Origin of the sequence: Quadrisphaera granulorum, from assembly GCF_003149145.1 — a bacterium.
In the GTDB taxonomy this organism is placed as follows: Bacteria; Actinomycetota; Actinomycetes; order Actinomycetales; family Quadrisphaeraceae; genus Quadrisphaera; species Quadrisphaera granulorum.
The window spans coordinates 42,365-62,231 of sequence record NZ_QGDQ01000006.1 but is presented as its reverse complement, the minus strand read 5'-3'; the positions used below and the strand labels follow the sequence as shown (position 1 = coordinate 62,231).

Genomic DNA, 19,867 nt, shown 5'->3' with positions numbered 1-19,867 from the left:
GGGGTAGGCAGCAGCGGTGCGATGATGGCACCTACCTACCCCGGCAGGCCGGCCGCACACGTGGTGATCCGCTCGTGATCCGCTGGTGATCCGCCCCCACGAACCACCACCCACCGCTGGAGCCCCGTGTCCTCCTCGCAGCCGCCCCCGGCCGCCGCGTCGGCGACCGGAACCGCGCTGATCCACGCCGACGCACTGACCGACGGCCTGACGGCACACGCCCTCGACGAGGCCGCGCTGGCGGCCGCGGCCGCCGCCTGTGCCGACGAGCCGATCCGCATCCCCGGCAGCATCCAGCCGCACGGGCACCTGCTCGTGGTGCGGCCTGCGGGCCCCGCGCCGAGCGCACCGCCGGGGCCGCCTGCACTGACCGTGCTGTCGGCGTCGGCGGGCGCCGCGCGCACCCTGGGAGCCGCCGCGAGCGCTGGCGCAGACCTGGCGGACCTGTCAGGGCAGCTTGCCGACCTCGTCCGCTCGGTCATCGACGGCGGTGGGGACCAGACCACCACGATCGACCCTGTCGAGCTGCCCGTGGGGTCCGGCCGCCGGCACCACGCCGTGGCTCACCGCATCACGCCGACCTCGAGCGACAGCTCGCAGCACCCGGCGCTCGTCGTCGTCGAACTCGAACCCGCCCGCGGCGACGAAGGCCCCACCCACCCCTGGCACCTGCAGCTGCCCGCCGTGCTGCGGCGCCTGCAGGACGCCGGCAGCGTCACCGCGCTCGCGGAGTCTCTCGCCACGGGCGTGCGCGAGCTGACGGGCTTCGACCGCGTCATGGTCTACCGCTTCGACGAGGAGTGGAACGGCGAGGTGCTCGCCGAGGACCGCCGCGCGGACCTCGAGCCCTTCCTCGGACTGCGCTACCCGGCCACCGACATCCCCGCGCAGGCCCGCGCGCTCTACGCGCGCCAGTGGCTGCGGATCATCCCGACGTCGTCGTACGCGCCGGTGCCCCTCGAGCCGGCCGAGCCCACGGGAGAGCCGCTCGACCTGTCGCTCGCGGTGCTGCGCAGCGTCTCGCCGGTGCACCTGCAGTACCTCCGGAACATGGGCGTCGCGGCCTCGATGTCGATCTCGCTGCTCCACGGAGACCGGCTCTGGGGCCTCATCGCGTGCCACCACTACGCCGGCCCGCACCGCCCGAGCGTGCCCGTGCGCACGGCGGCGGAGTTCCTCGGCCGCACGGCCTCGCTGCTGCTGCCCGTGGTGGTGGGGCGCGAGACCGACCACCAGGTGGTCGCGACCTCGCAGGTGCGCGCCCGCCTCACCGAGCTGCTCGCCGACTCCCCGGAGATGGCGCTGGAGGCGCTGACCCGCGAAGACGCCACCATCGCCGACCTCGTGCCGTGCGGCGGCGTCGCGCTGCGGATTCACGGCGAGTTGCGCCTGCTCGGCGCCACCCCCCCGCCCGCCGTCGTCGCTGCCCTGTCGGTCCACCTGGCCGACGGCCCCCTGGTGACCTCCTCGCTGGCGGCCACCGCCCTCGAGGTGACCGCGGGGCTGGAGCCCGAAGACGTGTGGGCCACCGCCAGCGGCGTCCTGGCCGCGCCGATCGCCGGCGGTCAACCCGGCGATCTCATCGCCTGGTTCCGCCCCGAGGTGCTCCAGGAGATCATCTGGGGCGGAGACCCGCGCTCGTCGACACTCGTCAGCAGCGACGACGGCACCGTGCGGCTCTCCCCCCGCCACTCCTTCGACGCGTGGAGCGAGACCGTGCGGCGCACCGCGCAGCGATGGACTCAGCACGAGGTCGACGCGGCTCTCGGGTTCGCGCGGCACCTGTCGGACTCCCTGCTGCGCGAGGTCGAGCGCACCAGCCGGCTCGCCAGGGCGCTGCAGCAGACGCTGCTGCTGGAGAAGCTCCCCGAGGTGCCCGGCCTCGACCTGGCCGTGCGGTACGTGCCCCACAGCGACGACATCGTCGGCGGTGACTGGTACGACATCGTGCCCCTGTCCGACGGGTGCACCGCCGTGGTACTGGGCGACGTCGCCGGCCACGGACTGGCGGCGTCGGCCATCAGCGCCCAGATGCGCAACGCGCTGCGGGCGTACGTGCTGGCCTCCCGCGACCCGGCCCAGGCGCTGGGGCGCCTCAACGAGCTGGTGACGCGCCTGCTCACCGGGGAGCTCGCCACCGCCGTCGTCGTCGTGATCGACCAGGCCACAGGGGCCGCCCGCATCGTCAACGCCGGGCACCCCCCGCTCGTGGTGCGCAGCGGCGACGGCACCGCTCGACTCGTCGACGACGGCGCCCGCGGCCCAGCCGTCGGCCTGCTCGACGACGTCGAGTACACGACCACCGAGGTGCAGCTCGAACCCGGCGGCGCCCTGCTGCTGTTCTCCGACGGCCTCGTCGAAGAACGGCGCACCGCGTGGACCGAGCGGCTCGAGCGGGTGGTCAGGACGGTCAGCGGTGACGTGGGCTCCCTCGACGAGCTGTGCGACAAGCTCCTGCGCTCGGTGTCCGCGCGTGCGGACGACACCACCGTGCTCGCCGTGAGCTGGGTCCCCACAACCCGCTAGCCCCGAGGGGGCGCCGTAGTGTCGCCCCCGTGAGCAGCGCTCCTCCCTCCACCGATCAGCACCAGGACCTGCCCGAACACCCCCCGGTGGCGCGTCGCGTGCGCGTGACCCGCGAGAACCACGGCGACGTCGTCGTCGACGAGCACGAGTGGCTGCGCGACAGCGACGACCCGGCGGTCCGCGAGCTGGTCGACGCGGAGAACGCCTGGACCGCCGCGCGCACCGCGCACCTGGAGCCGCTGCGTGAGCAGCTGTTCGAGGAGGTGCGCTCGCGCACCCAGGAGAGCGACCTGTCGGTGCCCAGCCGCGACGGCGCCTGGTGGTACTACCGCCGCACCGTGGAGGGGCAGCAGTACGGGCTGATCTGCCGGGTGCCCGCTGCGGTCCCGGCCGGCGAGCCCGGCGGGTGGGAGCCGCCGGCGCTGCCGGAGGACGGCTCGGCGCTGCCCGGTGAGCAGGTGCTGCTGGACGGCAACGTCGAGGCGAAGGACTCGGCGTTCTTCGCGCTGGGGGCGGCGTCGGTGAGCCCCAACGGGCAGCTGCTGGCGTGGTCGGCGGACATCACCGGAGACGAGCGCTTCACGCTGCGCGTCCGAGACCTCGTGACGGGCGCCGACCTCGACGTCGCCATCGCCGGTCTGGGGCACGGGGCCACGTGGGCGTCGGACTCCCGCACGCTGCTGTACTCGGTGGTCGACGAGGCGTGGCGGCCGTTCGAGGTGCGCCGGCACCTGCTGGGCGAGAGCGCCCCCGACGGCACCGGCGACGCCGTGCTGCTCCGCGAGGACGACGAGCGCTACTGGCTCGGCGTGGGGCGCACCCGGTCGGGGCGGTTCATCGTGCTGTCGGCGGGCTCGAAGAACACCTCCGAGGTGTGGCTGCTGGACGCCGGCGGCCCGGGCCGCGCGCCCGGTGAGGTTCCCGTGTCGGTCGCGGGGCGACGCGACGGCGTGGAGTACTCGGTCGATCACGTGGTGCTCCCGGACGGCTCCGCCGGTAGGCTTGGCGGCACGCGTGACGCCCTTCTCGTGCTTCACGACGACGACGCCCCGGACTTCGCGCTCGCCCTGCTCGACGCCGACGGCGTGCTCGGTGGCTCAGCTACCCCGGCCGACCCGGCGACCGCCCACCAGCGGTGGACGACGGTCATCCCCCACGAGCCCGGACGCCGGCTGGAGGACGTCGACGCGTTCGCCGGGCACGTGGCGGTGTCGTGGCGGCGGGAGGCGCTGCCGCGCGTCGCCGTCCTGAGGATCAGCCCGGACGGGCGTGGCAGTGTCGGTGTCGGCGAGCTGAGCGAGCCGGTGGAGGTGCCCAGCCCCACGGCGCTGGCCTCCTCCGTGCTGGCAGGCAACCCGTCCTTCGAGGCGCCGCTGCTGCGCCTGCAGCAGACGTCGTTCACGACGCCGGTGCGCGTGGTGGACCTCGACCTGTCCGGTGGCGAGCGCGACGGCGAGCTCGTGCTGCGCCGCGAGACGCCCGTGCGCGGCGGGTACGACGCCTCCGCCTACGTAGAGGAACGCACCTGGGCGACCGCCCCCGACGGTGTCCGGGTGCCGGTGTCCGTGGTGCGCCGCGCCGACGTCGCCGTCGACGGGACGGCCCCGGGATACCTGTACGGCTACGGCAGCTACGAGGTCAGCCTCGACCCGTGGTTCTCCGTGCCGCGACTGTCGCTGCTGGACCGCGGCGTGGTGTTCGCCGTGGCGCACGTGCGCGGCGGTGGCGAGCTGGGTCGGCTCTGGTACGAGGGCGGACGCCTGGCCAGCAAGCGCAACACCTTCACCGACTTCGTCGCGGCCGCCGAGCACCTGGGCCGGGAGGGCTACGTCGACCCGGCGCGCCTGGTCGCCTCCGGGGGGTCGGCGGGTGGGCTGCTCGTCGGGGCGGCGCTGAACCTGGCGCCGCAGCTGTTCGCGGGGGTGCTCGCGGCGGTGCCGTTCGTCGACCCGCTCACCACGATGCTCGACGAGTCGCTGCCGCTGACGGTGCCCGAGCAGGAGGAGTGGGGAGACCCGATCCGCGACGCCGCCGCCTACGCGCTCATCAAGGGCTACGCCCCCACCGAGAACCTCCCGTCGATCGAGGACGGCGGACCGGGCTCCCCCACGTGGCCGAGGCTGCTGGTCACCACCAGCCTCCACGACACCCGCGTGCTCTACGTGGAGCCCTTCAAGTGGGTGGCGCGGATGCGGCAGCAGGCCCCCGACGGCGCGCCCGACGTGCTGCTCAAGACCGAGGTCGACGGCGGGCACGGCGGCCGGTCGGGCCGCTACGAGGCGTGGCGCGAGCGGGCCTTCGAGGACGCGTGGGCGCTGGACGTGCTCGGCCTGGCCTGAGGAGATGGTGGCTGGCATCGCCGATGCTCTCCGCTACGTCCAGTGAGCGGTGCCGGGCGCTGTGAAGAGTTGGCCCCTTGGGGGCGAACGGTTGGCCCCTTGGCAGTAGCCAAGCGGTCACGCTGAAAGGGCCAACGTCCCCACACTCAAGGGGCTCACTCTTCACAGCTGCCCGCGACGACTTCCGCATCGCGGCTGTCCCGCCTCACCACCGGAGGACCATGCGATCCCCACGGCCGAACCCGCGCCGCCCCCACGAGGGACCGGGTCTCGTACCCGACGGTCCCGGCGAGGGCCCCCGGGAGCGTCACCCTTGCGTGGGCGACGACGACGGCGACGGCGGGATCACCGTCCTGCAGGCGCTCCGCGATCCGCGCCGGCTGCGCATCGAGGTTCTCGGGGGCCTGGTGGTGGCGCTCGCGCTGATCCCCGAGGCGCTCTCTTTCTCCCTCATCGCAGGCGTCGATCCCCGCGTCGGCCTCTACGCGGCGTTCACCATGGCGGTGACGACGGCGATCGTCGGTGGCCGCCCGGCCATGATCTCCGCGGCGACAGGAGCGGTGGCGCTCGTCGTCGCCCCCGTGGTGCGCGAGCACGGGCTGGACTACCTGCTGGCCACCGTCGTCCTCGCCGGTGTTCTCCAGGTGGCGCTCGGGCTTCTGGGAGTGGCCCGCCTGATGCGATTCATCCCGCGCAGCGTGATGGTGGGCTTCGTCAACGCTCTGGCCATCCTCATCGCCACCACGCAGCTGCCGTACCTCCTGGGGGTGCCGTGGCTGGTCTACCCGCTGGTGGCGGCGGGGCTGGCGATGATCGCCCTCCTGCCTCGCCTGACCACCGTGGTACCGGCCCCGCTCGTGGCGATCGTCGTGTTGACGGCCGTCACCGTGGTCGCGGCCGTCTCCGTGCCGACGGTGGGCGACCAGGGCGAGCTGCCGGACTCGCTGCCGTCGTTCCTGGTGCCGGACGTGCCGTTCACGGGAGAGACGCTGCGGATCATCGCGCCGTATGCGTTCGCGATGGCGTTGGTGGGGCTGCTGGAGTCGCTGATGACGGCGCAGCTGGTCGACACCATCACCGACACCCGCTCGCGCAAGAAGCGCGAGGCGTGGGGCCAGGGCGTGGCCAACGTCGTCACCGGGTTCACCGGCGGCATGGGCGGCTGCGCCATGATCGGCCAGACGATGATCAACGTGAAGACCTCGGGGGCTCGCACCCGCCTCTCCACCTTCCTGGCCGGCGCCTTCCTCATCACTCTCGTGGTGGCGCTGGGAGACGTGGTCTCGCTGATCCCGATGGCCGCCCTGGTCGCCGTCATGATCATGGTGTCGGTCGGCACGTTCGACTGGCACTCCATCGCCCCGAGCACCCTGCGGCGGATGCCGCTCTCCGAGACCACGGTGATGCTGACGACGGTGGCGGTGACGGTGGCCACGCACAACCTCGCGTACGGCGTCATCGTGGGGGTGATCGTGGCGCTGGCGCTGTTCGCGCGGCGGGTGGCGCACCTCGTCGACGTCGAACGCCACCTCAGCGACGACGGCGCCGCGGTGACCTACACCGTGACCGGGCAGCTGTTCTTCGCCTCCAGCAACGACCTGGCGGAGCAGTTCCGCTACGCCGCCGACCCGCCCTCGGTGGTCATCGACCTGTCGGACGCCCACGTGTGGGACGCCTCCACCGTGGCCACGCTGGATGCGATCAGCGCCCGCTACGCCGACCGCGACAAGCATGTGGAGATCCGAGGCCTGGCGGGCCACAGCGCCGCACGTCACGAGCGGCTGGCTGGTCACTTCGGCGGCGGAAGCTGAGCCCCGGCACCAGCCCGACCACCAGCCCACCCACCAGCCCACCCACCAGCACTGTCCCGCCTGGCGCGGTGCGGAAGAGTGGCTCCATGCCGCCACGCCCCCACTCGAACGACGACCCCGATAAGCCGATGCAGATCGGTCAGGTCATCGAGCTGACGGGCCTGTCGGTCAACACCCTGCGCCACTGGGACGAGGTCGGTCTGCTCTCTCCCTCGGCGCGCAGCGAGGGCGGCTTCCGGCTCTACAGCCGGCACGACGTCGACAGGCTGCTGGTCATCCGGCGCATGAAGCCGCTGGGGTTCACGCTGGATCAGATGCGCGACGTCATGGCCATTGCCGACACCGTCGACGCCGAGAGCTTCGGGGGTGCTGACAGCGACCCCGCCGAGGCCGCGGACCTGGCCGCGCGGCTGGCGGACTACCTCGACCAGGCCGAGGAGAGCCGCCGCAAGCTCATCGCGAAGGTGGCAATGGCCGAGGAGTTCGTCGGGCTGCTGCGCGAGCGCCACGCCAGGGCCACGAGCGCTGCTGGTGATGCCAGCACTCCCTGAGAACTCACCGCGTGTCGCGGCAGCGATCAGGTGGCTTATCCCTACCCTCGGGTTAGGGTAGAGATGTCAGCCCGCGCGTCGGGTCGCCCTCTGCGCCCCGACGGAGCCCACCGTGAGCCACTCCCCGCCTTCGACCGCCGCCACGTTGGCGCGGTCCGCCGCTGGAACCGGGCACGTGCCCACGCGCACCACGTGGGCGCCGAGCCTGAGGGACGCCTTCGACCACCGCGCCAATGGGCTGAGCCTGATGCGGCTGGCGCTGGCCGTCGTCGTCGCCATCTCCCACGGACTGGAGAACGGCTTCGGCTGGCAGCCTTCGGTGAACGGCACCCAGATCGGCGTGCTGGCGGTGGACGGCTTCTTCGTCATCAGCGGCTACCTCATGGTCTCCAGCTGGAATCGGCTGGCTGACGTGCGGCGTTACGCCTGGCACCGGGCGTTGCGGATCGCGCCGGCGTTCTGGCTCTGCCTGGTGGTGACCGCCCTCGTCATCGCCCCCGTGGCCGCGATGCTCAGCGAACGCCCGCCCCTGTCGGTCTTCACCGCCGCCTCGGAGCCGGCCTGGCGCTACGTGACGGTCAACGCGGCCCTGCAGATCAACCAGTTCGGCATCGCCGGCCTCGGCGGACCCCACAGCGACGGCGTCATCAACGGCTCACTGTGGACCCTCTTCTATGAGGCGCTCTGCTACTTCGCCGTTGCCGCCCTCGGGCTGCTCGGTCTCCTGCGCCGTCGCACCTGGCTGGTGGCCGCGGCCACGCTCGCGCTGTGGGTCGGTTTGGTCGCCTCAGCAGCGGGACTGGTGACGCTGCCGGCGGACAACCTGCCGCACCTCCTGTTCGTGTTCATGCTCGGGGCGCTCGCAGCGCTGTACGCCCACCGCCTGCCGATGCACCCGCTGCTGGCTCTGGGGGCGGGGCTGCTGACCCTCGTCGCGATGTTGACCCTGGAGGACTACCGCACTGTGGGCGCGGTCGGCTTCGCCTACGTGTGCCTGTGGCTGATGACCGTTATCCGCCGGCCCCAGCTCAGCTGGGACCTGTCCTACGGCACCTACATCTGGCACTGGCCGATCCAGGTGCTGCTCGTCCTGCTCGGCGCCACCGCCCTCGGGCCTGTCGGCTTCACCACACTCAGCATCGTCATCGCCCTGGGAGTTGCGGCACTGTCGTGGCGGTTCGTGGAACGCCCGGCGCTGGCCTTCAAGAGCGCTCGGTGGGTCTCCCCGAGAAAGGGCTGAGCCCGGTCTTCTGGGGTGTCAAAGACTGGGACGACGACGGCGACCGCTACGCCGGGGCTTCGGCGACGAACAGCTCGCACGTCGTGCCGTAGTAGCGGTCGGTGGTGCCGCGATGAGCCATACCGATCCGGCGAGCGACCGCCTGCGACGCCGTGTTGGCAGGGTTGGTCACCGCGACCACCTGCTGCAGTCCGCTGTCAAAGGCGTGCTGGAGAACGCGTGCTGCGGCTTCGCTGGCGTAGCCGTGCCCCCACGCGTCGGGGTGGAAGTGCCAGCCGATCTCGATGTCACCTGAGGGCGGCAGCGGTGTGGTGGGTGCGGAGGCGGGGATCGGCTTCAGCAGCAGCGTGCCCGCGCGTGCGCCGTCGTGGGTGGTGACGGCCCAGATGCCGAGGACGGGGTCCTCGAAGGCCTTCCAGGCCTGAAGGCGCTGCTCGGCCTCGTGACGCTCGGTCATGACGCGCGGGGTCAGTCCGATGAAGCGTTGCACCTCCCAGCGCGAGTACATGTCGAGGATGAAGTCGACGTCGTCGTCGATCCAGGGTCGCAGGAGCAGCCGGGCCGTGGTGAGTGTGACGGGCACAGGACGGATCTTCGCAAGGCCCCCATCTGTGGGCGAGGTCGCCAACGGCGCTCTGACCTTGACTGGTCGTCAGCGCGCATCAACCATGCCTGGATGACGGGGCACGGAGACGGCAGCGGGGACATCGCTGACAGCGTCGACTGGAACCAGACGCTGGAGGTCTGCCTCGACCTCGCCCGAGCAGCCAACACCGGCGGTCTGCTCACCGACGCCACGAGCATCGACGCGGCGCTGACCGAGCGCGGATGGTCCTGGGGGCGCCGGGGAGGGCAGTGGCGCGGCCCCTGTGGGCTGCCGGGCAGCGGCATCACGGAGCTGACACCGCCGTCCGTCGAGATCATCCTCAGCCACCCTGATGATGCTGCCCTCTTCCGCGTCGCCGAGCAGATCGCCGACCGGCTGGAGGAGCTCCTGGGAGCACCGGAGTCACGCGGCCCGGTGCCCGGCCCCCACGAGCAAGTCGACACCGACCAGCAGATCGCCGCCGTCTGGCAGCGCCCCGATCTGTCCGTGGTGGTGAGTTTCCTGCCTCCGGACCCCTCGCCGAGCGACACCGAGCCCGGCGAGATCCCGCAGGGGTTCCTCTCCTTCAGGCTGACACGCCCGGACGTCACCGACAGCGAGGAGGACGCCGCGCGTGCCTGCCACCTCGCTCAGCAGGGCACCGTCGCGGAGCGGTGGCATCTGACCGGCCAAGCCGTTCTGCCCGACGACGTCATCACTCTGCTGGAGAACGACGACGACCCCCGCGTGGCCGCCGCCGTGCGCTTCGGGGCCGAACGACGCGAGGCCCTGGCCTCGCGGGCGCGCTGACCGCCGACGAGGAGCACAGACCGAGTCGCTGACACTGGGGGGCGTGCGCCCCCTCCTCGTTGCCGACCGGCGGCAGGCCGTCCGCGCCCTGTGGCCCGCCCTCCCGCTGGGCGGCGCACTCGCCGTCTTGGCCATCGTGCTCGCTCTCGTCGCATCCTCGTCGGAACCCAGCGACGCTGCCATCTTCGCCCTGCTGGTCACGCTGCTCCTCTGCTCGGGGCGGTGTGTGCTGTGGCTTCTCGGCCCCGGCTGCAACGGCCTGTGGGTCGACGGCGATGACGTGGTGGCGCGCCGCTTGGGCATCACCACACGCGTGCCGTGGAGCAGCGTCGAGCGCGTGTCGTTCGCCAGTGCTCCGGGACGCCCCGAGTGGTCCACGTGGGCCACCTTCGAGAGGACCTCCCTTCGCCGGCGGTCAGGTCTGAACGTCAACGTGGAGGTCCTGGCGCTGGGGGCAGCGTCCTTGGCGAACGCGCGCCGCCTGACCGCTGAGTGTGACGACCGCGGGATCCGCCTGGAACGGATGTAGGGACCCGCCCGGTCAGTCCACGGCGAGGCCACGCGTCGATGTGACGTGATCGGGGACCTGGCCGGAGTAGTCGCCCGTCGACAGGGTCGCCGCTGGTTCCACCATGACGATCACCGCTCCATCGGCCGAGACCGGGCGGTGCTCCACACCCCGAGGAACCACGTGCATGTCCTGGGGGCCGAGCACCACCACGTGCTCGCCCCCCGCGTTGCGCTGGTGCAGGTGCAGCTGCCCCGAGAGCACCCAGAACAGCTCGTCGGTGTCCTGGTGGGCGTGCCAGACGTACTCGCCGCGCACCTTCGCCACCTTGACCGCGTAGTCGTTGACCCGCGCCACCACCCGCGGCGCCCACAGCTCCTCGAAGCCGGCCAGCACCTCCTCGACGTTGACGCTCGGGGTGAGGCGGGGGCTGGGGCCTTCGAGGTGATCTGCGCTCATGGAACGAGGCTGCGGCTTGCGCGGCAACATCGGTGAGTGCGAGAAACAGCGCGTGCCGCAAGATTCGTCTCACGATCCAGCGCGGCGGGAGCGGTCCGACCCGTCTGACGAGCCGCACCGCCGGCTGCACCGCGTCGTCGTCCTGGTCGACGAAGACTCCAACCCCTTCGAGCTGGCCTGCATGACCGAGGTCCTCGGCATCGAGCGCCCCGAGGTCGGTGGCCTGCTCTACGACCTGCGCTTCGCCACCACCGCCCCGCAGGTGCGCATGCGCCAGGGCTTCTTCGTGATGACGGCCACCGCAGGTCTCGAGGCGCTGGACGACGCCGACACCGTCGTCGTCCCCAACCGTCCCGACACCGACCAGCCCCACACCCCCGCGGTGCTGGGGGCCCTGCGCGCGGCCCACGCCCGCGGAGCGCGGATGGTCGGCATGTGCAGCGGCGCGTTCACCCTCGCCGAGGCCGGTCTGCTGCACGGGCGCGCGGCCACGGTGCACTGGCAGTGGGCCGAGAGGTTCCGGCGGGCTTACCCCGACGTCGACCTACGCCCGGAGGTCCTGTTCGTCGACGACGACGGGCGCCTGCTGACGGCTGCTGGTAGTGCCTCGGCGCTGGACCTGGCGCTGCACATCGTGGCCATTGACCACGGGGCCGACGTCGCGGCGGCGGTGTCTCGCCGGCTGGTCTTCCCTGCTCACCGCCCCGGTGGACAGCGCCAGTACATCGAGACGCCGCTCCCCAGACCCAGCGCACCGGACGCCCTCGCCGACGCGCTCGCCTGGGCGCGGGCGAACCTGGCCGATCCGATCGACGTCGCCGTACTCGCCGCCCGGGCTGGGCTGAGCAGAGCCTCCCTCCACCGACGCTTCTCCCAGCACCTCGGATGCACGCCGCTCGCATGGCTGCACGCTCAGCGCGTCGCGCACGCGCGCCGCCTGTTGGAGACCACCGACCTGCCGGTCGAGCAGGTCGCCCATCGCAGCGGCCTGGGCACAGCCACCAGCTTGCGCACCCACCTGCGCAACGCCACCGGACTCAGCCCCAGCGACTACCGCCGTCAGCACCGTCGAGTCGTCGTCGACCGAGTGTCAGGGGCGGCGCGCGTTGTCGGCGACGGCCTGCAGCACGGTCTTGACCTGGAACGGCCGCAGTCCCGGGTGGGCGCCGAGCACCCGGGCCACGAGCCCGGTGATGTGCGGGGCCGCGTAGCTGTTGCCCGTGGAGGTGATCCGGGCGCCGTCGAGCCAGGCGACGTCGACATCGATGCCGGGCGCCCCGAACTCCACCGGCGGCGCAGGGTTGTAGGCGAACCCGGTAGAGCCGGCGGGTAGGCAGGCGACCGACAGCACGGAAGAGAACAGCGACGGGTAGCTGGGGCCCGGTGAGTTGTTCGCCGCGCACACCAGCGAGAGCCCGGCGAAGGCGGCCTCGTCGGAGACGCTGTGGAACAGGCCGTAGAGGTCCTGGCGGGCCGAGCTGAGGCTGAGGTTCGCCACGTGCATCCCGTGGCGAGCGGCCCAGCGGATACCCGCGGCGAACACGACGCCCTTGCCCGTGAGGCGCTGCCCGAGCACCCGCACGCTGTAGATCTGGCACTCGGGGGCAAGGGAGCGCACGATCCCCGCGCACGCCGTGCCGTGGCCGAAGAGGTCCTCATGGGGCCCCTCGACCACCCGTACACCGTCGAGGGCTTCCGGGTCGTGTTCGAGGACGACGCCGCCGGCCACCGAGCCGACCGCCGGGTGGCGGGCGTCGACGCCGCTGTCGATGATCGCCACCTTCACGCCGCGCCCCGAGCCGTCGCCGAAGGCCCACTCCGAGGTGATCCGCTGCGGCAGCGGCAGCGGGTCGACGGTTCCGAGGCGGTCCGGGGCGAAGGCCTCAGCCCAGGCCGGGACGTCCACGCCGCTCCTGTGCGAGGTCGCGCAGTCCGAGCACGAGGGTGGCTGCCAGCCGCGCCTCGGAGGACTCGGGGCCGGCGACAGCGGACAGCTCCGCCAGCGCGGCGGCAGCGGGCGAGGCGGCCAGCTGCCGTTCGTCGTCCGCCGCCTGCTCGAGCTGCAGGCCCAGCGACAGCTGCCGCGCGAGCAGGGACAGCAGGCGCGCGTCATCACGGTCCGGTGAGCGGCGGCGGTCGAGCACCTCCACCACGCCGAGCGCCTCGTCGGTGCCGGCTGCCGCAGGCAGCGGAGCAGCCAGGATCGACGCCGGCACGTACCCGGTCTGTTCGGCGACATCGCGCGCGAAACGCGGATCAGCGCGGACGTCCTCGACGGCGATCCCCTGCCCCGACGACACCACCCAGCCCGCGACGCCACGCCCCACAGGCAGGCGCAAGCCCACGACTCCCTGGGTCTCGCGGCCACTGGCAGCCCGGAACACCAGGTGCTCCTCGTCGGGTTCCACGACGGCCACCAAACATGCCACCGCCCCGAACAGAGCGACGCCGAGGTCGGTGCAGGCCTGGAGGAAGTCGTCTCCGTGCCCTGGTCCGGGCCCATCCACCTGGGGCGAGATCACGCCCGATCCTGGCACGCGGTCCGCCACCGGCGTCTGTCAGCGAGCCGACACAGGCTCTGTCAGCTGGCTGACAGTCAGCCGCGCCGGACCGTTCCAGACTCCTCGCCGTACCGCTCCACCGCCCCGCTCACCGGAGCAGCGGCCGCACAGCCAGGAGGACACCATGTCGAACACCACGCAGCCCGGCGCCGAGCACCTCGCTCCCGAGGTGGACGACACCACCGGCCACGCCTTCCGCCCCGCCGCCATCGTCAACGACGACCAGGACGACGACGTCTCCGGCCACTCGTTCCCCGAGTGGCCGACCAGCGAGGTCGTGAGCCGCACGCGCCCCTGACCCGACTGCCGGCGCCGTGGCGCTGACAGCGCTGCTCGGCGCAGCCTGTCAGCGCCGACCGCTGGCCCAGCCCCCGCTCCGACCCCGAGAGGACACCGTGGCCAGCTCCACCCGTCGAGGCGGCACCTACCGGGCCGCGCTCACCCATCCCGGCTTCCGCTGGCTCACCCTCGGGAGCACCGTCTCGGAGCTTGGTGACCTGCTGTACGTGGTGGCGCTCGCCGCGGTGGTGTTCGACCGCACCGCCTCAGCGGCGTGGGTCACCGGCGCCGTGGTCGTTCGGATGCTGCCCCTCGTCATCCTCCCTCCGCTCGCGGGCGCGCTCGCCGAGCGGGTCGACCGCCGCCGGCTGCTCCTGGCGGCCAATGCGGTCATGGCGCTGCTCGCCGCCGGGATGGCCGTAGCGACCGCCGCGGGCTCGCCCGTGCTCGTGGTGATCCTCCTCGCGACCGCCGTCAACGCAGCGTCGACGGTGGTGGGGCCGGCCGTCGCGGGGCTGGTACCCACCGTGGTCCCCGAGCGCGACCTCGCGGCTGCGAACGCCGTCACGGGGTCTCTGTCGGCGATGGCCGTGGTCGTGGGGCCGGCTGCGGGCGCTGTCCTGCTGCTCCTGGGGTCACCGGCCACAGCCTTCGCCCTCAACGCGGCGACCTTCGTGGTGGCGTTCGTCTGCCTGCTGGCCCTCCGCTCCCACGCACCGGCGACGGGGACGACGGCTGCGCCCGCCGCGTCGTCGTCTCCCACCCCGGACGAGGAGGTCCAGGCTTCGGAGGCTCCCGAGGCGATGTCGACGACGGGGGTCGCCCGGCTGCTCCTGACCGACAGCACCCTCGCCGTGGCCGTCAGCTCTGTCATCGCCGCCTGTTTCACCTTCGGCGCCACCAGCGTCCTGTTCGTCGTCGTCTCCTTGGAGCTGCTGGGCACGGGGACGGCGGGCGCCGGCTACCTGCTGGCCGCCGCGGGTGCGGGAGGGCTGGTCGGTGCTCCGCTGGCCAGCCGCATCGCCGCCGGCACCGCCGTGGGCCGAGCGGTGGTGGCCTGCGTCGCGCTCTCCGCGCTCTGCCTGCTGCTCCTCGCGGTCGCCCCGGGGATCGTGGTGGGGTGTGCCTTGGCCCTGCTCCTGGGTGGCGCCTACCTCATCACCGAGGTCCTCATGGTGACGCTCCTGCAGCGCCACCTCCCCACCGGCCTGCTCGGGCGGGCCTCAGGGCTCATCGACTCGGCGGCCTTCGCCAGCATCCTGCTCGGCAGCCTGCTCAGCGGGGTCGTCGTGGAGCTGGCCGGAGTCCGGTGGGCGCTGGTGGTGGTGGCGGTGCTTCCGCTCCTGGCCGCTGTTGCAGCGACCCCGACGGCGGCTGCGCTCGACCGGGCTTCACGGGCACGGGTCGAGGCCCTGGCGCCCCGGACGCGCATCCTGGCCGGCGTCGACGCTCTCACCGGAGCGAGTCCGGCGGCGCTGGAACGGCTCGCTGAGGCGGCAGCGGAGGAGCGCGTCGCCGCCGGGGCTGTGGTGGTGCGGGAGGGTGACGCCGCCGTCGACGTGTTCGTGGTGGTCGAGGGTGCGCTGGCAGTGAGCACGACCGCGACGACCCCGGGCGAGCCCGACGTCCCGGAGCTAGGCCCGCAGAGCTGCTTCGGTGAGATCGGCCTCCTTCACGCCCGGCCACGGACCGCGACCGTGACCGCGCTGGTGCCGTGCACGCTGCTACGCCTCCCCGGGAACCTGTTGCTCGAGGTTGTCCGGGGCGACGACGCCCTCGAGACCGCCGTCGGCCTCCTGGCCACCACCAGGCTGCGACGCACCCACCCGACCGGCCCCCTCAAGACGCGGGTCGGCTGAGGCTCAGCTGTCGGGTCAGCTGCTGGGTCAGCGGCAGCGCTCGCGCAGACCCCGGATGTCGAGCAGCTCCACCCGCCCGCGCGCGAGCCGCAGCACGCCGTCGGCTTCAAGCGCCTTGAGCACCTGGTTGGCCGTCGGGCGGGTGGTCCCCGCGATGCTGGCGACGTCCTCCTGGGTCAGTGGCACCACCACCGGCGCAGACCCATCGGCGAAGAGCCTGCCCACCTCGAACAACCGCCGGGCGACCCGCTTCTCCACGGGCACGCGGTGCGCTTCGAGGAGCCGCCGGCTCAGGGTGTCGACCCGGTGCGCGAGCACCTTCAGGAGCAGGTCGCTCACCGCGGGGAAGCGGGCGCGCAGACGGTCGAGGTCTTCGCGGCGCAGCTCCCTGACAACCACGTCGCCGACGGCTCGCACCGACGCCGTCCGCACCTGCCCTTCGAGGACGACGCCGAGCTCACCGACCACGTCACCGGGGCCCGAGACGGACAGCGTCACCTCGTCGCCCGCGGCGGAGACCAGTCGCGCCATCACGCGCCCCGCCTCGACCACGAAAAGGCTGCTGGCCGGTTCGCCCTGGCGTACGACGAGCTCCCCGTCGCTGAAGGTGCGGCGTCGTGCGGCTGCCTCCACCTCGCTGCGCGCCGGGTCCGGGAGGCCGGCGAGCAGCTGCGTTCCCCCCAAACCGGCAGAGCGCGACCGCTGATCGTCCGCCACGGGGGCAGTGGACCACACTTCTCCGTGTGGCCCTGCCCTGTGCGATGACGCCCCGGTAGAGCGCGGGACGGCCACCGCCGTCCTCGTGATGACCGACGTCGAAGGCTGCACCCGCCGCTGGGCCGAGGTCCCGCAGCAGATGAACACCGCGATGCAGCGCCACCACCAGATCGTCCACACCGCGATCGCCGAGCACGGCGGCTGGCGCCCCGTCGACCAGGGCGAGGGCGACGCCGTCGAAGCCGAGCTGCGGGCCACCGCAGCTGAGCCCCTGCCCGCCGGCCCCGGGTGGCCCCGGCAGCACCGGCTGACGCGTCGAAGATGGGCAGCAGTGGTGCTATAGAGGCCAACCCGGCGACACGACGGCTAGAATCCTGTACATGACCACGCTGCCGCTCGCCGAGGTCCGCGCACAGCTGTCGAAGCTGGTCGACTCGGCGGTCGAGACGCACGAGCGCATCCACATCACGCGCAACGGCCGCCCCGCTGCGGTCCTGCTCTCCGCGGAGGACTTCGAGTCCCTCCTGGAGACGCTGGAGATCCTCAGCGACCCCGAGGCGATGGCTGAGATCAAGGCCTACCGGGAGAACCCCGACGACGTTGTACCCCTGGCTCAGGTCGAGGCCGAGATGCGAGCGGCCGGACGCCTGCCCTCGTGAGCTATGAGGTCGAGCTCTCCCCCTCCGCACGACGAGCCCTCACACGCGATCTTCCCGAGGCTGTCGCGGCGGCGGTACTGGAGTTCCTGCGAGGCCCCCTGGCCGAGAACCCGCACCGCGTGGGCAGGCCGCTGAGGGGCTCGGTGGAAGGCCTGCGCAGCGCCCGACGCGGCGACTACCGGGTCATCTACGAGATCCAGGAGCACCGCGTCGTGGTCCGCGTCATCCGGATGCAGCACCGCCGCGACGCCTACCGCCCCTGAGGGACCCGCAGGGATCCCCAACCCGCCGCCGTCATCGCGGCCGGCGCGCCGTCGCCGCCGGGAGCTCAGAAGCCGACCTTGTACACCTGGCCGGTCTGGGCACCGTCCACGGAGCGCACGTAGGCCCGACCGACCTCCGCCGCCGGAACCGGCACGTGCCCGGGGAAGAACGGCCCGTAGTCATCCCAGGACTCGACGAGCACCTCCGGGCTGACGGCATTGATCCGCAGCCCGCGCGGCAGCTCGATCGCGGCGGCCTTGACGAAGGACTCCAGCGCTCCGTTGACCGTGCTGGCCACAGCACCGGTCAGGATCGGGTCATCGGCCAGCACCCCGGCCATCAGCGTGAAGCTGCCGCCGTCGGCAAGGTGGTGGATGCCCTGGCGCACCAGCTCCACCTGCCCCAGCAACTTGTCGTCCAGCCCGGCACGGAAGTCGTCCAACGCCAGCTCCCCTAGCGCTTTGAAGGGAGTGACCCCGGCGACGAAGGCGACGGCGTGCACCGGCCCCTCGGCGGTGGCCCGCCGGTAGAGATCGGTGATGGAGACGGGGTCGGTGACGTCGACCCGGTACTGGCCGCTGCGTGAGGCTGACAGCACCTGGTGGCGCTCCCCCAGGGCTGCGGCGACCGCGGAGCCTGCAGCCCCGGACGCTCCGATCACGATGACGCGCTTGCTCATGGCGACAGCCTCCCGCAGCCGTGCTCCGACGATCGAGCCGGGAAGCGGACGGTCGTCCGAGGCACCCTCGGCGGCCTCACCCGCCCGGCTGACAGCGCAAGCGCCCCACCAGCTCCTCCACACACGCGACGACCGTCTCGGCGTGCGTGCCCACGGGACGGTACCCGGTGGCCAGCGACGCCGACGTGTCGAGAAAGAACGGCGGCCAGGTGCTCCACGGCGACACTTCACCGCGCTCGTCGTCGTCGACGACCTCTACCTGCACACCCATCGCGTCTGCGACAGCGGTGACCACCTCGGCGGCCGTGGGCGTTCCAGGATCGGCGCTGTTGAGCACGCGGTGAGCTGGCCGCTCGGCACATTGCAGCGCCAGGCTCGCGAGGTTGGCGGCGGCCGTCGGGTGGTTGCCGGCGGTGGCCGCGTGCGGCAGGCCCGCTGCCCCGCGAGCAGCCTGTCGAGCACCCAATGCTCCCGAGCGCCGCGGCGACGGCTCGTCCGGTCATGCCGCTGCCCCCAGGACCACTGCCTTCATCACACCTCCCGTGCTGTGAGTGCCGGCAGAGCATGACTCACAGCGATCTCTCGGCCTTGACGGTCACACTCTGCGACATGGCGGCGCCTGCAGTGATGTCCACGGCTCTGAAGACCCTGGACCGTGTCAACACTCGCCACCCGTGGTCTCACGGGGAGGTGTACGCACCGCTGGTGCTGCACCACGCCCGGCGCGTGGTCGCCGCGGGTGGCACCTGCGCGGTCGACGTCGGCTGCGGCACCGGCCGCCTGCTGGAACGGCTGGCGTCCGTGGTGCCGCAGGTCATCGGCATCGAGCCGCACGCGCAGAGCGCTGCCCTGGCCACCCACGCGACCGGTGACCTGCCCCACGTCACCGTCCGCCACGCTCCCTTCGGGCCTCTGCCCGAGGGCTCGGCCGACCTGGTCACCTTCATCTCGAGCCTGCACCACCTGCCACTGGAACCGACGCTGGAAGCGGTCCGCTCGGCGCTGCGTCCCGGCGGACGCCTCGTGGTCATCGGCTGCTACCGCGACACCCCTGCCGACAGGCTCCACTCGTGGGCGTCGGTCGTGCTCAACCCTGTGATCGGGCTGGTGAAGCAGCCGCGCGCCGCGAGTTCCCCTCCCCCGCACATGCGGGCGCCCACGCGCCAGCCGCAGGAGTCCTTCGAGGAGGTCGCGACGACGATGCGGCGGACGCTGCCGGGCGTGAGCATCCACCGCGGACTGTTCTGGCGCTACGTCGCGGTCTGGGTCGCTCCGCGCTGACGTTCAGAGGGCGATCACGTCGGCGCCGAGCCGTGACAGGTCTTCCGGGTCTGTCGTGACCACCGCGCATCCCCTGCGGGCAGCCGCGAGCGCAACGCTCGCGTCGACCACGTCCGAGGTACCTGCCCTTCCGCACAGCACCCCCGCTGCGCGGGCCGTCTGTCCGTCCAGGGGATCGACGACGACGGCGATGCTGCGCAGCAGCCTGCCCAGGCGTGCCTGGCGCGCGCCGTCCCTCCAGACCTGGGCGAGCGCGCCGGCCGGCACGACGACGGTGCCCTCACGGTGATGCACGGCGTCCAGGAGAGCGGCCATGCGACGCGATCCGCGATCGAGCGCGATGAGGGCGCCAGCATCGAGGACGACGTCAGGCACCGGCCACGGCCTGGCTTCGCGTTCCTCCGCGGAGGGCTTCAGCGGCCCAGGCGCGGTCGCTCGCGTCCGGCTCTCCGACCTCGGCCACCATCTCGGCGACGATGTCGGTGAGGGTGGGCCGCTCGAGGTGCTCACGCAGCGCCTGGGCCACCAGCGCGGACACGCTGGCTGCACGGCCGTCGGCTACAGCCTCACGGGCTGCGGCCACAAGCTCATCCGGCAGGCTGATGGCGATCTTGCTGGTCATACCGGAATCATACCGAGCTGCGCTCCCGGTGATCGTCACCACGGCACACGCTCGCCGGGAACCAGCACCTCCTCCGACGCCTATCTCGTCACCGAGCACGGCTGGGCGGCCTTCCT

At 72.5% G+C, this 19,867-nt stretch carries 22 protein-coding genes and 1 pseudogene; 14 read left to right on the top strand and 9 right to left on the bottom strand.

The annotated features are described in order from the left end of the window. Positions 1-126 precede the first annotated feature (126 nt). The 5 genes from BXY45_RS06675 to BXY45_RS06655 all read left to right on the top strand — a co-directional run bounded on the left by BXY45_RS06675 (position 127) and on the right by BXY45_RS06655 (position 8,467). Complete coding sequence (locus BXY45_RS06675; RefSeq protein WP_109773551.1) at positions 127-2,526, top strand: SpoIIE family protein phosphatase; 2,400 nt, start codon at positions 127-129, stop codon at positions 2,524-2,526. Positions 2,527-2,555: 29 nt separating this feature from the next. Further along, on the top strand, positions 2,556-4,865 hold the full coding sequence (locus tag BXY45_RS06670) for a S9 family peptidase (RefSeq protein WP_211319290.1): 2,310 nt from the start codon (positions 2,556-2,558) through the stop codon (positions 4,863-4,865). A gap of 221 nt (positions 4,866-5,086) precedes the next feature. Beyond that, positions 5,087-6,676 (top strand): SulP family inorganic anion transporter, encoded by a 1,590-nt coding sequence (locus BXY45_RS06665; RefSeq protein WP_109773550.1) that lies wholly within the window; start codon positions 5,087-5,089, stop codon positions 6,674-6,676. An 86-nt stretch (positions 6,677-6,762) separates the two neighbouring features. Then, complete coding sequence (locus BXY45_RS06660; protein ID WP_211319289.1) at positions 6,763-7,227, top strand: MerR family transcriptional regulator; 465 nt, start codon at positions 6,763-6,765, stop codon at positions 7,225-7,227. Positions 7,228-7,339: 112 nt separating this feature from the next. After that, positions 7,340-8,467, top strand: a complete 1,128-nt coding sequence (locus BXY45_RS06655; protein ID WP_146211113.1) for an acyltransferase family protein — start codon at positions 7,340-7,342, stop codon at positions 8,465-8,467. A gap of 46 nt (positions 8,468-8,513) precedes the next feature. On the opposite strand, the gene BXY45_RS06650 is transcribed toward BXY45_RS06655, so the two are convergent. After that, positions 8,514-9,050 (bottom strand): GNAT family N-acetyltransferase, encoded by a 537-nt coding sequence (locus tag BXY45_RS06650; protein ID WP_109773547.1) that lies wholly within the window; start codon positions 9,048-9,050, stop codon positions 8,514-8,516. Positions 9,051-9,143: 93 nt separating this feature from the next. Here BXY45_RS06650 and BXY45_RS06645 point away from each other — a divergent pair, with 93 nt between their 5' ends. Both BXY45_RS06645 and BXY45_RS06640 read left to right on the top strand, forming a co-directional pair. Next, complete coding sequence (locus tag BXY45_RS06645; RefSeq protein ID WP_109773546.1) at positions 9,144-9,863, top strand: hypothetical protein; 720 nt, start codon at positions 9,144-9,146, stop codon at positions 9,861-9,863. A 43-nt stretch (positions 9,864-9,906) separates the two neighbouring features. Continuing rightward, positions 9,907-10,392 (top strand): hypothetical protein, encoded by a 486-nt coding sequence (locus BXY45_RS06640; RefSeq protein WP_109773545.1) that lies wholly within the window; start codon positions 9,907-9,909, stop codon positions 10,390-10,392. 12 nt (positions 10,393-10,404) lie between these two features. On the opposite strand, the gene BXY45_RS06635 is transcribed toward BXY45_RS06640, so the two are convergent. Further along, positions 10,405-10,830 carry a cupin domain-containing protein gene (locus tag BXY45_RS06635; protein WP_109773544.1) on the bottom strand — a complete coding sequence of 142 codons (426 nt, stop codon included), beginning with the start codon at positions 10,828-10,830 and terminating at the stop codon, positions 10,405-10,407. Between the two features lie 52 nt (positions 10,831-10,882). On the opposite strand from BXY45_RS06635, the pseudogene BXY45_RS06630 reads away from it, so the two are divergent. Beyond that, positions 10,883-11,893, top strand: a pseudogene (locus BXY45_RS06630) (GlxA family transcriptional regulator); the annotation flags it as partial. Between the two features lie 27 nt (positions 11,894-11,920). On the opposite strand, the gene BXY45_RS06625 reads toward BXY45_RS06630, so the two are convergent. After that, positions 11,921-12,736, bottom strand: coding sequence for a S8 family serine peptidase (locus tag BXY45_RS06625; RefSeq protein WP_170131349.1), 816 nt, complete (start codon positions 12,734-12,736; stop codon positions 11,921-11,923). Then, a complete protein-coding gene (locus BXY45_RS06620) occupies positions 12,714-13,352 on the bottom strand; it encodes a GAF domain-containing protein (protein ID WP_170131348.1) in 639 nt (212 codons plus the stop codon). The genes BXY45_RS06625 and BXY45_RS06620 overlap by 23 nt, the downstream gene beginning before the upstream one ends. 163 nt (positions 13,353-13,515) lie before the next feature. On the opposite strand from BXY45_RS06620, the gene BXY45_RS23140 reads away from it, so the two are divergent. Beyond that, positions 13,516-13,689: a hypothetical protein gene (locus BXY45_RS23140; protein ID WP_170131347.1), complete on the top strand. Its 174-nt coding sequence runs from the start codon at positions 13,516-13,518 to the stop codon at positions 13,687-13,689. Positions 13,690-13,786: 97 nt separating this feature from the next. Further along, positions 13,787-15,529, top strand: a complete 1,743-nt coding sequence (locus BXY45_RS06615; RefSeq protein WP_170131346.1) for an MFS transporter — start codon at positions 13,787-13,789, stop codon at positions 15,527-15,529. Positions 15,530-15,556: 27 nt separating this feature from the next. On the opposite strand, the gene BXY45_RS06610 is transcribed toward BXY45_RS06615, so the two are convergent. Next, on the bottom strand, positions 15,557-16,246 hold the full coding sequence (locus BXY45_RS06610) for a Crp/Fnr family transcriptional regulator (RefSeq protein ID WP_170131345.1): 690 nt from the start codon (positions 16,244-16,246) through the stop codon (positions 15,557-15,559). Between the two features lie 88 nt (positions 16,247-16,334). Here BXY45_RS06610 and BXY45_RS23135 point away from each other — a divergent pair, with 88 nt between their 5' ends. Genes BXY45_RS23135 through BXY45_RS06600 form a run of 3 tightly spaced genes read left to right on the top strand, consistent with a single transcriptional unit; the run spans position 16,335 to position 17,168 of the window. Beyond that, entirely contained in the window at positions 16,335-16,589 is a 255-nt protein-coding gene (locus BXY45_RS23135) for a hypothetical protein (protein ID WP_170131344.1), read from the top strand. A 37-nt stretch (positions 16,590-16,626) separates the two neighbouring features. Next, complete coding sequence (locus BXY45_RS06605) at positions 16,627-16,905, top strand: type II toxin-antitoxin system Phd/YefM family antitoxin (protein WP_109773539.1); 279 nt, start codon at positions 16,627-16,629, stop codon at positions 16,903-16,905. Beyond that, the gene (locus BXY45_RS06600; protein ID WP_109773538.1) at positions 16,902-17,168 is read left to right on the top strand and encodes a type II toxin-antitoxin system RelE family toxin; all 267 of its coding nucleotides are present in this window, start codon (positions 16,902-16,904) and stop codon (positions 17,166-17,168) included. The genes BXY45_RS06605 and BXY45_RS06600 overlap by 4 nt, the downstream gene beginning before the upstream one ends. A 65-nt stretch (positions 17,169-17,233) precedes the next feature. On the opposite strand, the gene BXY45_RS06595 is transcribed toward BXY45_RS06600, so the two are convergent. Further along, entirely contained in the window at positions 17,234-17,848 is a 615-nt protein-coding gene (locus tag BXY45_RS06595; protein ID WP_109773623.1) for a short chain dehydrogenase, read from the bottom strand. A 76-nt stretch (positions 17,849-17,924) separates the two neighbouring features. Then, positions 17,925-18,314: an NAD-dependent epimerase/dehydratase family protein gene (locus BXY45_RS06590; protein ID WP_109773537.1), complete on the bottom strand. Its 390-nt coding sequence runs from the start codon at positions 18,312-18,314 to the stop codon at positions 17,925-17,927. Positions 18,315-18,457: 143 nt separating this feature from the next. Between BXY45_RS06590 and BXY45_RS06585 the strand changes: the two genes are divergently transcribed. Continuing rightward, positions 18,458-19,129, top strand: coding sequence for a class I SAM-dependent methyltransferase (locus BXY45_RS06585; protein ID WP_109773536.1), 672 nt, complete (start codon positions 18,458-18,460; stop codon positions 19,127-19,129). A 3-nt stretch (positions 19,130-19,132) separates the two neighbouring features. Here the strand turns inward: BXY45_RS06585 and BXY45_RS23130 are convergent, their stop codons facing one another. Further along, a complete protein-coding gene (locus BXY45_RS23130) occupies positions 19,133-19,504 on the bottom strand; it encodes a PIN domain-containing protein (RefSeq protein ID WP_109773535.1) in 372 nt (123 codons plus the stop codon). After that, complete coding sequence (locus BXY45_RS06575; protein WP_109773534.1) at positions 19,497-19,751, bottom strand: ribbon-helix-helix domain-containing protein; 255 nt, start codon at positions 19,749-19,751, stop codon at positions 19,497-19,499. Before BXY45_RS06575 ends, BXY45_RS23130 begins: the two co-directional genes overlap by 8 nt. Between the last annotated feature and the right edge of the window lie 116 nt (positions 19,752-19,867).